The following is a 16076-nucleotide window of genomic DNA, read 5'->3' on the forward strand; positions in this document are numbered from 1 at the left end:
AATTTTATGAATTTAAAAAACAAGAAAAAATGAATTCTTTTACCTTTAAGCGCAGGAGTTGTAGCTCCAATTGCTTTACTTACAACAGTAAGTGCAACAACTGAAACTGTAACAACTACAAATCCTGAAACTGATGCTCTTGAAGGAAGAACAAAATTCAATGATACAAAGAATGAAGCAGTTAAATCACTTAACGACTTATCATTCTTATCAGATGAACCATATCCATATGATTCAGAAAAATTCAAAGCTTCTGAAGCTATTAAATCTGCTAAATCAATTGAAGAACTACAAAAAGCTATTGAAGATGCTAAAGCTTTAAACAAAGCTAACTATGATGCACAAGTATCTGAGTTAGAAAGCTTAACAAACCAATACTTAGCAAGTACATATGGAACTGAAAAAGCAAATGCTTTAAGAAAACAAATTGAAAATAAAATTGCTATGTTCAATTCAAAATCATACAAAGAAGAATCTGGAGAAAAAGCAGTTGCTAAAGCTCAAAACTTACTTAACTTAGTTGACTACTTAACATCAAAAGTTTCAGAATACAAATTTAATAAAACAGCTAAACAATTAGATTTAGCTAACTTAAATGAGTTTAAAAAATTATTAACAACATACGATTACTTCAACATTCAACTTAAAGACAGAAGCGACATAAAATCAGATGATGTTAAAAATATGAAACAATTAGCTCTTGATGTTTCAAAAATCAAAGACCTTAATGTTTTAGTAACTGCTGTTAAAAAATCATTAGTTAACAGAGTTCCACGCTTAGTATGACCATATGTTGTTGCTGGTTCATTAATTGCCTTCTTAAGTGGTATTTTCATTGCGACTGCTGCTAGAAGAAAAAACAAAAACAAATAATGATTTAATTTAAATAAAATTCAGTATCACTCACATGGTACTGTTTTTTTATACTCTAATATGCAAAATTATGCAAAAATTGTAAAAAAAACAGTCAAACTGATTAATTTAACTGTTTATGTGATTTGTAAGGTAATTAGTTTTTCTTTGCTAATTTAGCTTTGATGTGATTGTTAGGGTTAAATTTAATAAATTTGTAAAGTTTGTAGAATTCAAATGAAACTGTAAGGACAAATCCAAGCAATAATGGAATTAGTCAGTAAACAACTGAGTATGATGCTCCTAAACTAATTAATTTTGCATTATTTACAAACTCAACAATATCAACATTTCCAAACACTGAAGCAAGTCCAGGAATGAATGCTGAAGCAACAACGCAGATAAAGCTGAATGCTGAAGCTAAGTAAACTAGGTAGTATTTTTTAATGTTTGTTACAAAAATGCTTTTTGAAGACATTAAGTTAAGTGAGTTAATACTTGAACCAATACCTAATGTAATGAATGTAGCAGAAGATGTAAGTTTTACAAATCATTCACCTTTAATACCTTGTGATTGAGCATATAACCCAACAAATAAGTATGAAAGTAATGATACAAATCCTAAGATTGAACTTTGGATAATTAAACTAATACCCATTCCATTTGCGAAGATACTATCATTTTTATTAAATGGTTTACGTTTCATAACATCTTCTTCATTTGGTACCATTCCAAGAGCAATAGCAGGAAGTCCGTGTGTAAGAAGGTTAATTCATAATAATTGTGCAGCTGTAAGAACAATAAATTCAGCTGTATTGATTGCATCTTTAAAGATAAATCTAAAGATGAATAAACCAAATAACATAACAATAATTTCTGTTAATGAAGAAATAAGTAAGTTTAAGATAACGGTTTTAATTCTGTCGAATGTTTCTCTACCACTTTTTACAGCGTGCACAATCGTGTTAAAGTTGTCATCAGTTAAAATAACATCAGCAGCTTGTTTAGAAACATCTGTTCCTGTAATTCCCATTGCACAACCGACGTCGGCTGCTTTAAGAGCAGGAGCATCATTAACACCGTCTCCTGTCATAGCAACAACTTGATTGTGTGCTTGTCAAGCTTTAACAATACGTAATTTGTCAGATGGATTTACACGAGCATATACAGAAATGTTTTTAACTTGTTCTAATAATTGTTCATCACTCATTTCTGCTAATTGTTTTCCATCAATTGCAATATCTCCATCTTTGAAAATTGATAAGCTTTTTGCGATTGAAACAGCAGTTGTCAAGTGATCACCTGTAATCATAACTGTTTTAATTCCAGCTGCAGTAGCTTCTTCGATTGAAGCTTTAACTGAAGCTCTAGGTGGATCAATCATTCCGATTAATCCTAAGAATACTAAATCATTTTCATCTTCAACACTAATTGAAGTTGTATCAGGTTTCATTTTTTTGTATCCAACAGCAATAACTCTGATTGAATCGTTTGATCATTGTTCATTAATGTGTGAATATTCATCAGCTTTGTTTTTTGATTTAGATAAGATTACATCAGGAGCACCTTTTGTAATCATTACTCTACCACCTTCAGGTGTTTCGATTAATACTGACATTGTTTTTCTGTCACTATCAAATGGAAGTGAAGAAATCTTTTTGTATCTAGAATAGAAACTATCTTTTGAATTGTTATTTTCAATTCCAAATCTTAAGATAGCTGTTTCAGTAGGGTCTCCGACTTCGTTGTAACTATTTTCAAGTTTTGTAACTTCTGCATCACAACAAGCAACAAATGATGCTAATGTTTGCGATTTAGCTAAGTTTTTATTATTTGGGTCAGCTGCTTCAAAGAATTTAACAACTGTCATTTTGTTTTCAGTTAGTGTTCCTGTTTTATCTGAACAAATAATTGATGTAGAACCTAATGTTTCAACAACAGGGAATGCTTTGATAATTGCATTTTGTTTTGTCATTCTTGAAACACCTATTGCTAAAAGAACTGTTGTGAAAGTAATTAACCCTTCAGGAATTGCAGCTACTGCAAGTGAAATACCAATGACAACAGCGTTTGAGTACACTTGAGGTTCATTTCAAGTGTTTGAAATTGTGTTTGTTAAAACAATTTGTAAGATTGTTGTTAAGAACAATAATACAACCCCAGCAATTCCGAAGATTTTACTTAATTTGTTTAATTTAATTTGTAATGGCGAAAGTTGAACTTCTTGTTCTTGGATAGATGAGTTAATCTTTCCGATTTCTGTGTTAGCACCAATTGCTTTTACAAGTGCAATTGCTCTACCATTTACAACGTATGTACTTGAGTAAATTTGATTGTATCTGTCACCTAATTGTAAAGATTCAATGTTTTCAATAGTTCCAACTTTTTTATCTACAGCAAGTGATTCACCAGTTAATGATGATTCAACTACACTAAGTGAGTAAGATTCAACTAATTCAGCATCAGCAGAGATGTAATCTCCAGCTTCAACCACAATTAAATCACCAATTGTAACTTGTGATGATGGAATAACAACTGTTTTTCCATCTCTTATAACTTTAGCCATAAGCTCATTAGATTTAGCTAATGCAGCTACAGCTTGATCACTCTTGATTTCCTGATAAGTTCCAAGCATAGAATTAAGTGCTACAACTACTAAAATGATAAATGGTTCAATATATGCAATAACGATTTCACTAGGTGTTTTTAATCTACCATCAACGTGTTCTCAAATAGTAACACCAAAACTAAATGCAGCAGCAATTAAAAGAATGATGATCATAAAATCTTTAAATTGATTTAAGAAAATTAAAAAGATGTTCTTTTTCTTTTTAGTTTCAATTGTGTTTAAACCGAATTGTTGATTTCTTTTAAGTGCTTCCTCAGAACTTAAACCAAGTTTTAAATCAGTTTGTGTTAAGTTTTCCATTTTTTTCTCCTTTCTTATGTAATTTAACTTATAAATAAGTTAAATAATTATACCTTTTGTTCCTGATTTGCTAAATTTAATATTTTTAAGCTACAAAATACAAAAACCACTAGCACATAGACTTAAAAGTCTTTGGCTAGTGGTCGGTTATTAAAGGTGTTTTTCTTGCTTTATTTAGATTTTGATAATCCTGATAAATCTAAATTTAAAGCAATTTGTTCTTATTCTTCTTCATTCTTGAAGTTATTAAATAAATTATCTACATCTAATGGTGACATTGAAAATTCTTCATCGTCTTCATATGAATCATAGTCATATGTTGAATACGGTTCATTGAATCTATTTATTAAATAAGCTCCATCGTCATTAAAAATAGAGTATCTAATTTTATTAGAATTTAAGTAGTTTTCTAATGTAGTTTTTAAAATACCAGTACCTTTACCTGTGATGAACATAATTTGATCAACTTTACCAGTTTTATAATCAAACAAATTGTTTGTAATTACAATTAGAGCCTCTTCAGCTAATAAACCGTGTAAATCAACTACTCTCATACTCTAATTTTAATTCCTGCGTTTTTCATTATGTCTAGAGCAAAGTTGTGGAATTTGTCTCCATTATGTTCAAGAGTATCATATGTATTAGTTGCATTTGAATAAACTATGACTTTTTTATCTGAATTTATTTTGTTCAAGTAAACTTTTAAACTTAAAGCAAGTTGCATAACACAAATATCTGTGCAACAACCTACAAGCACAAATTCATCGTATTGATCTCATAAGTTCATTGGAATATCGTAAAAACCATTTGTAGTATTTTTATAATAAACTTTTTGAACATATTCTTGCAATTCAGGAACTATTTGTGATTCTTTATCATTAGCTAAACAATGAATTGGATAAGTTTTCATTTCCAAATCATCTTCAGAGTGATGGTCGCATATGAAAATATTATGCTCATAGTTTTGCAACATATCTTCTATAGTAGGAATAATGTTATTTATTCTACTTGAAGATAATTTTCCTTCTTTAGCAAAACCGTTAAGCATATCTATTACTATTAATAAACTTTTTTTATTCATCTTATTGTTCTTTTTGACAAACAGGACAGAATGATGTTCCTCTCCCATTTGGTTTAAAGTCTAATTTAACTTTTTGAACAATTCCTTCTTTACATACTAAGCAACGTTTATTAGCTCTGCTATAAACTCTTAAATAGTTTTGATAATGTCCAACTACACCATTAACTGACGCATAAGTGTGAACTGTGCTACCACCTGCTTTGATACTGTCGTCCATAATGATTTGTACATTTTTTAAAAGTTCTTTAAGTTGTTCTTTTGTTAGTTTGTTGCATTTAGTCATTGGGTAAATTTTAGATGCAAATAAAGATTCATCTGCATAAATATTACCAATACCTAAAACAAGTTGTTGATCTAATAATGCAGCTTTAATTGAAATGTTTTTTCTCTGTAATTTTTCATATAAAGCATCAACATCTACATCTTTAGGTAACTTAGCTAACTTTTTAATTTCATAAACACTTCTTTTATCAGTGTTTGCAAAGTATTCAATTGATCCGAACATTCTTGGATCAACAAAAACAAAACATAAGTTGTCAGATAAATAAAATTCAACAATTATATGATTTACCATTTTCTTTAAGTCAGCTAAATGTTGTTGTTCTACAACATAAAACATACCTGACATTCTTAAATGGATAACCATTTTAGAATTGTCATCTAAATAAATTGTGATGAATTTACCATAATTTTGAATTTGGATAATTTTCTTATCAGTAACTGATTTTACAAACTCATCTAAAGGTACATTTTTAATAATTTTAGAAACATTAATTTGTACATTTTCGATAGTTTTGTTTAATATTTTTTTATTTAATTGTTCTGTGATTATAGTCACTTCAGGATATTCTGGCATTTTTACCTCCATTTTTTTAGGGTTAAAAGTTTTTTAAATAAATTTTAAAAAAATTTAATTTAGTATATATATTTTACTCTATAAGAGTAAAATTAAAATATGGAAAGATCAAAATATAAAGATATTTTACTAGTATCTACAGATACTGTACCTGGACTTGGTGGTTTTGTTTCTCCTGAAACATTAGAAGCACTTTATGAAATTAAACAAAGACCATTAGATAAAAAGATGGTAATTGTTGTAGGTTCATTAGAACAAGCTCAAGGATTTGCGCAATGAAATGAAGAAGCAAATGCATTTGCTATTCATAAATGACCTGGAGCAAATACAATTATTGTAAACGATCAAGGTTTCAGAATGCCAGCTTGCAAAGCATTTCAAGAGTTCTTAATTAAAAATGGCCCAATGTATTTAACAAGTGCTAATTTATCAGGACAACCAGCTTCGAAAACTTTAGAAGAAGCTAAAGCACAATTCCCAATGATCGAAAATGTTATTGACTTCTGTGAAGGAACAGGAACACCAAGTACAATTTATAATTTAGATACTAGAGAAACTATCAGACGTTAAAATGTCTATAAAAAACTCAAAAATAGAACTTTTGTCAAAGTTTTGTTTTTGGTTTGCATTTTATAATAACTGCTTCCATTAAATGAATTTATATATGAAATTATTTTGTGCATATTTTAGTTAGTCTGCTTGACTAACTTTTTTATTTTCCTTATTAATAATATATTATTAATAATTTTTATAACTTTTTGTTTTAAGTGTTAAAATATTTTTGACTAAAAATAGTCCACATCATACTTAATATTTTGATGTTTTTAAATTATTAAATTTAGGAGGAAAAAATGACACCACACATTCATGCTAAAAAAGGTGAAATAGCTAAAACAGTTATTATGCCAGGTGACCCATTAAGAGCAAAATTTATTGCTGAAACATACTTAGATGAAGGGTTCAAATTAGTTAATACAGTTAGAAATATGTTTATGTACACAGGTACATACAAAGGAAGACCAATCACTGTAGCAGCTAGTGGAATGGGATGTCCTTCAATCGGGATTTACTCATACGAATTATTCAAATTTTATGATGTAGATAGAATTATTAGAATTGGTTCAGCTGGATCATACAAAGCTGACTTAGGACTTTACGAAGTTGTTTTAGCATCAGAAGCTTTTGCTGACGCTGATGCATTTAGAAGAATTGCTTTAGGAAAAGAAGGAAACATTTCATTACCTTCAGCAAAATTAAACGAAGAAATTAAAGCTATTGCTGCTTCACAAGGAACAAAAATTACTGAAGGAAGAGTACATTCATCAGATATATTCTACTCAGTTGTTCCACTTGAACAAAGAATTGAAGAAACACAATCAGTTTGTGTTGAAATGGAATCATTTGCATTATTCACAAATGCTGAAGCTACAGGAAAAGAAGCTGCTTGTTTATTAACAATTTCAGATAACTTAATTACACACGAAGAAACATCAGCTGAAGAACGTCAAACAGCATTTACAAAAATGATGGAGATTGCTTTAGAATTAGCAAAATAATATGCGTGTAGTAGATATTATTGAGAAAAAACGTTTAAATCACGAACTAACAAATGAAGAAATTGAATTTTTAATTAATTCATACGTTAGAGGTGAAACACCAGATTACCAAATGAGTGCATTCTTAATGGCAGTTATGTTTAATAAAATGAACTCAAGAGAAATTGCAACAATGACAAAATATATGATGCATTCTGGTGAAGTTATGAACTTATCAGCTATTCCTGGTATTAAAGTTGACAAACACTCAACAGGTGGAATTGGAGATAAAACAACTTTAGCAGTAGGGCCAATTGTTGCTGCTTTAGGAGCTCCAGTTGCTAAAATGAGTGGTAGAGGACTTGGACACACAGGTGGAACTATCGATAAATTAGAAACAATTCCAGGTTTCACAGTTGAATTATCAGAAAAAGAATTTATCGAACAAGTTAAAGAACATGGTATTGCAGTTATTGGACAATCTGCATCACTTGTTCCAGCTGACAAAAAATTATATGCATTAAGAGATGTTACAGCAACAGTTGAATCTATTCCACTTATTGCTTCATCTATTATGTCTAAAAAATTAGCAACAGGTTCAAATGCTATCTTACTTGATGTTAAATGTGGAAATGGTGCTTTTATGAAAAATGAAAAAAGCGCTATTGCATTAGCTGAAACAATGATTAGCATTGGTAAAGAACTTAATGTAGACACAAGAGCCGAAATCACAAATATGTCAAGACCAATTGGTCGTGAAATCGGTAACAAAAACGAAGTTCTTGAAGCTATTAGAACTCTTGAAGGAAAAGGACCTGAAGATTTCAATGAATTAGTTTACTCATCTTGTGCAACAATTTTAGAACAAGCTAAAATTGCTAAATCACACGATGAAGCACTTAAAATGGTTGATGAAGTTATTAAAAACGGAAAAGCTCTTGAAAAATTCTATGAATTTGTAAGAGTACAACATGGTGATGTAGAAGCTCTTAAATCACCTACATTCTGAAATCCTAAATACAAATTAGAAGTTGTTTCAGAAGACGAAGGATACTTAGAAATCTTTGACGCTTTAACATTTGGTATTGTTTCAATGAAATTAGGTGCTGGAAGAAAAACAAAAGAAGACAGCATTGACAATGAAGCCGGAATTACATTGAACAAGAAAACAAATGAAGAAGTTAAAAAAGGTGATGTATTATTCACATTATATTCATCAAACCCAATCGATGTTGAATTAGTTAACGAACTTAAACAAGGATACAAATTCAATAAAGAAAAAGTTGAAAACAAAATTATTATTGCTAAATTACAATAATTACATTAAACACTTAATTTAAATAGTTAAATTTAAACAAAGGATAAAATGAATTACAACAAATTAATCGATCATACTTTATTAAAAGCTGAGGCGCAAAAAAAAGACATTGATAAATTAATCGACGAAGCTATTAAATATGACTTTGCTACAGTTTGTGTTAACTCAGGATGAGCAAAATACGCAGCTGAAAGATTAGCAGGAACAGGAATTGGTGTTACTGTAGTTGTTGGTTTCCCTTTAGGAGCTAACATTACAGCAGTTAAAGCACATGAAGCTAAATTAGCTATCGAACACGGTGCTACAGAAATTGATATGGTTATGGCTATCGGACGTTTCAAACAAGGAGACTACGAATACGTTCTTAACGACATGAAAAAAGTTAAAGAAGCTTGTGGAGATAAAGTTCTTAAAGTTATTATCGAAACAGCTTTATTATCAGAAGAAGAAATCAGAAAAGTAACTGAAATCGTTATGAAATCAGGTGCTGAATTCATCAAAACTTCAACAGGAACAAGCTTCCGTGGTGCATCATTAGAAGATGTTAAAATTATGAAAAGCGTTTGTGGAGACAAATTACTTATCAAAGCAGCTGGAGGAATTGCAAACATTGATGATTTAATCGCAATGTACGAAGCTGGAGCCACAAGATTTGGAACAAGTCGTTCAATCGCTATTGTTGAAGGAAAAACTTCTAAAGAAGGATACTAATCCTTTAATAATTATCAGATCACTATCATAAGATGGTGATTTTTTAATGCGCTTTATTCAATTTAAGTTCACATTTGACTAAATTTACTAAATAAATGAGGTGCGAAATGAAAAATAAAGAAAAACTTATAGATTTATTTGAAGTTCACGAAATCAGTGATGATTTATTCGACTTCTTATTTAAAAAATCGAAAATGACTGATAAATTAATTATGCCAATCTTACAAGTGGGTGATGAATACTTATTCTGTGAGGTTAAACACAAGAAATTCAGATTAGACAGTGATATGGGTGTACTTTTATATACTGCAGATGGGTTAACTGATTATGAACTTAATGTAAACACAATATTTAAAATTAAAGAAGATATCTTATTTAAGAATTCATACAACATTAATCACGAAGTACTACATAAGAAAATTAGTGAGTTTAATGAATTAGAAATTCTACAAATCATTCACGATAAGGTTATGGACAATCTAAGAAATGTAAAAGTAATTCAAATCAATCGATTAAACAATCAAATTTAGTCAAGTTAAACACAAGAAACACTAAAATTAGATTAAAAAACATCTTAACAACTACGTTAAGATGTGTTTGATTATGTAATTATATTCATTTAAGTGCAATAGCTGTAATTAAGACAGCTACTAATGCAATTAATAGAACTAAAGAGAAAACAGCTAGTATATATGCTAGTCTATTTTTCTTATATCTTTTAACAGATGTTTCGTCTTTAACATTCTCTTCGATTACTAAATCAACTAATTGAGTATATTTTTTCTCTGATTTGATTGTTGAGTAACCTGGTTTTTTAGCATTTTTCTTTTGTCTAGGCATCGTAACCTTCTTTTGGAGTTATCATAATAGCAAAAGCTTCAGGACCTGTGTGAACTGAAATAACACTTGAAGTAAGTTGCTCATTAACAAGTGTAATTGAGTGTTTTTGCGCTTGTTCTTGAACTAATTTATTAACTTTTTCGTCTATACCGTGCATTCAAGTAAAAACGTAATCTTCTGGCTTATCAACTACTTCCATTACTTTTTCAAATAGTTTTTTAATAGCGCCTGATGAAGTTAATTTGAATGAAACAAATGAAACTGCATCATTTTTATCATATGAAAGGACAGGGTAAATACTTACTTTTGAAGCGATAAACTTTTTAACTGATGATAATCTACCACCTGAAATTAAATATTTTAAGTTCATAGGGAGTAAGAATGTGTGTGATTTATGATTTAGTTTAGCAAGATGATTAATAATAGATTGAACTTCTAAGCCTTGCTCACTTAGTTTTTTAGCATATTTAGCTGCATATAATAATTGAACACCTGCAAAGTGATTATCAACTACATGAATGTTTTTATATTCATTAGACATAGCTGCAACGTGATTTGGTGTAGAAGATAATTTAGATGAGATACCTAAATAAATAACTTCTTGGTTTTCCTCAGCAGCTTTTTTAACTGTGCTTTGAAGGATATCTAATTTTGGTGATGAAGATTTAATATCAGTTGCATTAGCAAGCTGCTCTAAAACTTCAATGGGGTCAACTATACCATCTTGATAAACTTTTTTATCAATTTCTATCTGTAATGGTAAATAATAAAATCCTTGAGCTTCTGCTTCGGTTTTTGAGATTCCTGAAAAGGAATCGATAATAATACCTATTTTTTCCATGAAGTAAATTATATAGCAATTTATTGTAAAAAAAGTCTTATATATACATAAAATGTATATATAAAAATATATGCATTTTTAGTAATAATTTAGTTTTATTTTTTGACTAAAATGCCTTGTACACTATGCTAAAAGTATTTTCGCACGTGTATATGTATATATAATATAAAAAATATTTAATAATAATTATATTTACAATATAATTATTACTATGACTAAACAAATGACAAAGATTATTTTTCTAACTATTATTACGTTAGGTTTCATATGAATTAAATGAAACAAAGAAAAGAAAGCTAAGAATACTATTTACCAAAGTAACAAGCTTCCTTTCAAAGTTGAACAATTAGTTAGTGCTCTAGGTACTAAAGAAAATATTGATAACTTTGAAGTTAAAATAAGTAGACTGGTTGTAACAGTTAAATCAAACAACAAAGTTGATACAGAAGCTTTAAAAGAATTAAAAGGTGTAAGTGGAATTTTATTATCTAGTTCTAAAGTATCTATAACACTTGGTGAGTATGCTAATGAAACATTTAGACAATTAGAACAACAAGCAAAATAATGAGGTTATAAAATGAGTAAAGAACAAAACAAATATAAGATTATTCTAGATAACTTATTAGATATTTCTCAGACTGACTCTTCTATATTTACTAAAATACAAAATAAATATTTTTATGACTTGTATTCGCTTATAGGAGATAAAAACTGAGATACGTTTTATAACAATGAAACATTTCAAATAAGTGCGCTAGACAATAATGTAATTACTTTGATTGAAAAGATTTCTAATATATCAGGACCTGATAATTTGGTCTTATATTTAGAAAGCAAACTTGATGTATTGCATCATTTGAAAATTAAAGTTAATTTAGAAAACGTACAACAAGATTGAGAATACTACAAGAAAAAGATTTTAAATGACTTACAGTTAATGCTACAAAAGTCAATCACACAATGAAAATTGTTAGATGACAAAGTAACTAACATTCTTGATGAAACAAATATTTGACCTTTATATATAGGTTTTCTATTTATTTCACTTAAGAAAGATGACAAATTCATTTATGCTCCTTTATTCTTAAAACAAGCATCAATTGATTTTGTAAACGGTAAACCAATTATTAAATCAGATGGAGATATTAAAGTTAATGAAAAACTTGTATTCTTCTTAAACAATAATGATTTCAAGATTTCTATTGACGCAGAATTTAAAGACTACAAGATTTCTACTTTAATTAATAAGTTACAAGAAGATTGAAACGATTTATTTGATTTACCAGTTTCACTTAAAAATCCTTTTGAGAAAATCTCAAATCCTGAGGAAGAAATTACTAATGAAAACATTAAATTCCATCCAGGTGCTGTTTTAGGAATTTACCAACCTTGAGGTGGGTATGCTAGAAACAGAATGAAAGAGATTGCTCAAAAAGATGAAATTGATAACATCATCAAAGTTGAGTTTAATAAAAACATTTATAAAGCTACAGTTGAGCATAATACATATAGAGATAACATAGGATTAATCAAGATAACAGATTCAAACTTATCTCAAGATAAGGCTATTGTAAGTTCGATGCTTCAAAACACTGTTATTTGAGGTCCACCTGGTACAGGTAAATCTCAAACAATAGTTAATATATTAGCTAACATCTTAGTAAGAAAGAAAACAGCAATTGTTGCGTCACAAAAGAGAGCAGCGCTTGAAGTTATTAAAAATAGATTAGATGATTTATCTGCATTCTGTTTATTTATATTAAATACAAAGAATACAAACAGAAAATCATTCTATGAACCTATTAAAAAATACTTAGATATGCTTGAGAACTTTAGTGGAACAAATGGATTCCATCCTTTGAATGTTATTTCAGAAAGCGAAATTAACTTTATAGATGCTGCTTCTGAATATCTAAATGATTCACTTGCAAAAGATGTTTTATTAACTTACTACTACTTTGCATCACAAAAGCAAGATTTCGATCATTTAACAGACATCGAGTTTCTATTATCGCTTCCAAAAGATGTTAAATATCCAATTGAACCAACAAACCGTCAAACAGCTAAAGAATTACTTAAATTAAGTAAATATAAATATTTACCTTTTGTAAAAGAATATAGAAGACTAAAAGAATTAGGTAACTTAATTGACGAAAAATTACCTACATTCAATGGTTCATTAAGTGATTTAATGAAATTTGTAAACACAATTGGATTTGAGCACATTAATTCAGAACACAGTCCATTTAAAAAACTTAATAATTTAATTACGGCTTACAAAAACATTCAACCTAGACCACAAAGAATGAGTATAGAAGAAGTCAGAGACTTTGTGGCTCACTTAATAGTGGCTAGAATTAATAAATTTGACGAAAAACTTAAAAAAGAATATAGAGAATTTGCTCAATCAGTAAGAATTCAAAACTTAGAACCTTATAGATTTGTTAAAAAATTCACTGGAATGATTAAACAATTATTCCCAATTGTAGTTGCTACACCTAACACAGATTTATCAGGTTGATCTAAAGAAGAATTTGATTATGCAATCCTTGATGAATCAAGTCAGATTTTCATTGAAAATGCCATTCCAATTCTTTATTTAGCAAAAATCAAAATCTTTGCTGGTGACACAGAGCAAATGAAACCGACTTCTTGATTTGTGCAACGTATTACAGATGATTCGATTTTCGGTAAAGTTGAATCAGTTCTAGATTATGCACTTTCATTAGGAGTTCATAATGTTATGCTTGATAAGAATTACCGTTCAAATCACGCTGAACTTATGGGGTTCTCATCAAAAACTTTCTACCAAAGTAAACTTAACGTTTTAGATGCTGCTAACGCTTGAAATAATGAACCGATTGAAGTTTACCAAGTAGATGGTTCTTGAGACCAAAACAAAAACATCGTTGAAGCTAAATTAGCTATAGACAAAGTAATAGAAAATATAGATAAATATAAGAAAATAATTCTTTTATCATTTAACGTTAAACAAAGTAATTACATAACAGAATTGATTTACAATCAATATCCATTACTTGAAAAAGCAATTCACAGCAAGAAACTTTTAATCAGAAACATTGAAAACATCCAAGGAGACGAAGCTGACTTAGTTATTGCAACAATTGCTTACGATAAGAACACAAAATTATCGTCTACATACGTTTCACGTCCAGGTGGTAAAAATGCTCTTAATGTAGCGATTTCACGTGCTAAAGAAAAAATGATTATCATTAAGACAATCAAATCTGAAGATATCATTTTAACACCTGAAATATCTGACGATATTAGAGTGTTCAAATCTTGACTTCAATTCTTAGAAAAAGAATCAGAACAAAGAAGAATTGAAATCAAAGAATCATTTGATCAAAACCATTATTCAATTTCAAATACTAAACTCAAGGACGACTGATTTAAAAACTTAGTATTTAACAGAATTAAAAGTGCAATTGCATATGATCCAAACTTTGAAGTGTTCAAAGATTACATAGTTGGTTCATTAGATATAGACATTGTAGTTACATACAACAAAATACCATTCAAATGTATTTCATTTGACACAATGTACTATGCAAATTCAAAAGAAAACTTCGTGTCTTTATATGATGCAGTTAAATTCTTAAAATCTAAATCATATGATGTGGAAGTTGTTACACCTATTAACTGAATTTGAATTCAAAATCAAATCGATAGTTGATTTACGCCTGCAAAAACAAAAGAGTTTAAATCAACTTCAAAAGGTCAAGTAACAAATACTTACACAATTAACAAAACTGCAGAACACGAAGTTGCTAGAGAACCACAAGTACAAAATCAAATTTTAACTGCACAAATCACAATTGAACCAATTGCTGAAGAAGTAGATGAAGTTGATTTAAATATTAATGATGAACAAATAATCGAAGCCGAAGAACAACCTGCAGAGCAAGTTGTAATTCTCTCAGATGAAAAAGTTGAACCTATAACAGAGACTGTTGTAGAGAAAAAAATCTTTAACTTTGATTCATCTGATGAGGATGAAGAAGAAGAATTTATGGAGAGTAAAACTTCAGAAAGTATTCAAGAACAAAATAAACCTGAAGAAGTCGAAGACACACTTGAAGAAGAAATTGATTCAGAAGATCAATTAGTTGAGAAATCAAACTCAGAAAATGATAATAAAATAAAAACTCAAAATGATTCAGATGTTTATGAAGAAATCTGAACATTTGAAAACAATGAAGTTTCAAATGATAATATTGAAACTGAACAAATAATAGAAGATATACAAAATAAAGAAGTTAATGAAGAACCCGTTGCTGTAGACGAAATAGTAATTAAAGAAGAACAAACAACAGAAGAACCATTCATTAACCAAAGTGAAATTGATTCATCATTTGATGATATTTTCCAAATCAAACCAGAAAATATAGAAGAACAAATAACACAAGAATTTGTTGCAGACAGTACTAAAGAACAACAAACTTCTACAGATTCACAAGAATCACAAGTAGATGACCTAGATTACAGCGATGAAGATGATGATAATTTTGTATTAAATTTTGAATCATTCAACCCAAGAGCTGTTACAAAAGAAGAACAAATAACACTTGATAAAGTTGAACAAGCAGAAGAAGTGTTAAATAAGAAAAAATCTCATATAATTCATCCGACGATGCAAGATAAAACAGAAGAATGAATTTATGATGGACAATACGATGACTTTTAATAGATAGGAGAACTTATCATGACAATCGAAAAATTTTTAACATTTATGTCTAAGGACGTTAAAAGAAATTTAATTATTCACTTATTTACTTGTCACGAAAAAGAATGTGACGTTTTAGATTTAGTTGACCTTTTAAAGGAAAAACAAGCTAACGTTTCAAAACACTTAGGTGATTTAAGAAGAGACAAAGTGGTAGCTAGAACAAAACAAGGTAAAAAATCAAAATACTATGTAACAAATGAATTTAAAAAACAATATGGTTACTTAGTTGAAGAAATTATGGAACACTCAGATCCTGCTTTACTTGACAAAATGGCTTGCAAATGTTTTGGAGATGGACACGTAATGGAAGTTGGAGAACACAATCACAACTTAAAATACGTTTCAAGCGTAAACAAAAAATAA

At 29.1% G+C, this 16076-nt stretch carries 15 protein-coding genes; 9 read left to right on the forward strand and 6 right to left on the reverse strand.

Going from position 1 to position 16076, the window contains the following annotated elements; translation table 4 throughout:
• The first annotated feature begins 6 nt into the window (after positions 1 to 6).
• Positions 7 to 873: a hypothetical protein gene (locus tag VBM90_RS00035; protein ID WP_323176373.1), complete on the forward strand. Its 867-nt coding sequence runs from the start codon at positions 7 to 9 to the stop codon at positions 871 to 873.
• A gap of 136 nt (positions 874 to 1009) precedes the next feature.
• Here the strand turns inward: VBM90_RS00035 and VBM90_RS00040 are convergent, their stop codons facing one another.
• From VBM90_RS00040 to mutM, 4 genes are all read right to left on the reverse strand, one after another.
• Positions 1010 to 3781: a cation-translocating P-type ATPase gene (locus tag VBM90_RS00040; RefSeq protein WP_323176374.1), complete on the reverse strand. Its 2772-nt coding sequence runs from the start codon at positions 3779 to 3781 to the stop codon at positions 1010 to 1012.
• Between the two features lie 221 nt (positions 3782 to 4002).
• A complete protein-coding gene (locus tag VBM90_RS00045) occupies positions 4003 to 4335 on the reverse strand; it encodes a Smr/MutS family protein (protein WP_323176375.1) in 333 nt (110 codons plus the stop codon).
• Positions 4326 to 4862: an isochorismatase family cysteine hydrolase gene (locus VBM90_RS00050; RefSeq protein ID WP_323176376.1), complete on the reverse strand. Its 537-nt coding sequence runs from the start codon at positions 4860 to 4862 to the stop codon at positions 4326 to 4328. The genes VBM90_RS00045 and VBM90_RS00050 overlap by 10 nt, the downstream gene beginning before the upstream one ends.
• A 1-nt stretch (position 4863) precedes the next feature.
• A complete protein-coding gene (mutM, locus tag VBM90_RS00055) occupies positions 4864 to 5718 on the reverse strand; it encodes a bifunctional DNA-formamidopyrimidine glycosylase/DNA-(apurinic or apyrimidinic site) lyase (protein WP_323176377.1) in 855 nt (284 codons plus the stop codon).
• A gap of 99 nt (positions 5719 to 5817) precedes the next feature.
• On the opposite strand from mutM, the gene VBM90_RS00060 reads away from it, so the two are divergent.
• The 5 genes from VBM90_RS00060 to VBM90_RS00080 all read left to right on the forward strand — a co-directional run bounded on the left by VBM90_RS00060 (position 5818) and on the right by VBM90_RS00080 (position 9812).
• Positions 5818 to 6288: an L-threonylcarbamoyladenylate synthase gene (locus VBM90_RS00060; protein WP_323176378.1), complete on the forward strand. Its 471-nt coding sequence runs from the start codon at positions 5818 to 5820 to the stop codon at positions 6286 to 6288.
• 281 nt (positions 6289 to 6569) lie between these two features.
• Positions 6570 to 7274, forward strand: a complete 705-nt coding sequence (gene deoD, locus VBM90_RS00065; protein WP_257088632.1) for a purine-nucleoside phosphorylase — start codon at positions 6570 to 6572, stop codon at positions 7272 to 7274.
• A gap of 1 nt (position 7275) precedes the next feature.
• Complete coding sequence (locus VBM90_RS00070) at positions 7276 to 8571, forward strand: pyrimidine-nucleoside phosphorylase (RefSeq protein ID WP_323176379.1); 1296 nt, start codon at positions 7276 to 7278, stop codon at positions 8569 to 8571.
• 48 nt (positions 8572 to 8619) lie between these two features.
• Complete coding sequence (gene deoC, locus VBM90_RS00075) at positions 8620 to 9282, forward strand: deoxyribose-phosphate aldolase (protein WP_323176380.1); 663 nt, start codon at positions 8620 to 8622, stop codon at positions 9280 to 9282.
• A 107-nt stretch (positions 9283 to 9389) separates the two neighbouring features.
• Positions 9390 to 9812, forward strand: coding sequence for a hypothetical protein (locus VBM90_RS00080; RefSeq protein ID WP_323176381.1), 423 nt, complete (start codon positions 9390 to 9392; stop codon positions 9810 to 9812).
• A 79-nt stretch (positions 9813 to 9891) separates the two neighbouring features.
• Here VBM90_RS00080 and VBM90_RS00085 read toward each other — a convergent pair whose 3' ends face one another.
• Positions 9892 to 10122, reverse strand: coding sequence for a hypothetical protein (locus VBM90_RS00085; protein ID WP_323176382.1), 231 nt, complete (start codon positions 10120 to 10122; stop codon positions 9892 to 9894).
• Complete coding sequence (locus VBM90_RS00090; protein ID WP_323176383.1) at positions 10115 to 10963, reverse strand: DegV family protein; 849 nt, start codon at positions 10961 to 10963, stop codon at positions 10115 to 10117. Before VBM90_RS00090 ends, VBM90_RS00085 begins: the two co-directional genes overlap by 8 nt.
• A gap of 211 nt (positions 10964 to 11174) precedes the next feature.
• Here VBM90_RS00090 and VBM90_RS00095 point away from each other — a divergent pair, with 211 nt between their 5' ends.
• The 3 genes from VBM90_RS00095 to VBM90_RS00105 are packed head-to-tail and all read left to right on the forward strand — an operon-like array spanning position 11175 to position 16076.
• Positions 11175 to 11528 carry a PTS glucose transporter subunit IIB gene (locus tag VBM90_RS00095; RefSeq protein WP_323176384.1) on the forward strand — a complete coding sequence of 118 codons (354 nt, stop codon included), beginning with the start codon at positions 11175 to 11177 and terminating at the stop codon, positions 11526 to 11528.
• 12 nt (positions 11529 to 11540) lie between these two features.
• Positions 11541 to 15671, forward strand: a complete 4131-nt coding sequence (locus VBM90_RS00100; RefSeq protein ID WP_323176385.1) for an AAA domain-containing protein — start codon at positions 11541 to 11543, stop codon at positions 15669 to 15671.
• An 18-nt stretch (positions 15672 to 15689) separates the two neighbouring features.
• The gene (locus tag VBM90_RS00105; protein WP_257088616.1) at positions 15690 to 16076 is read left to right on the forward strand and encodes a transcriptional regulator; all 387 of its coding nucleotides are present in this window, start codon (positions 15690 to 15692) and stop codon (positions 16074 to 16076) included.

The organism is Mycoplasma sp. 2704, assembly GCF_034863285.1.
GTDB lineage: Bacteria > Bacillota_I > Bacilli_A > Mycoplasmatales > Metamycoplasmataceae > Mycoplasmopsis.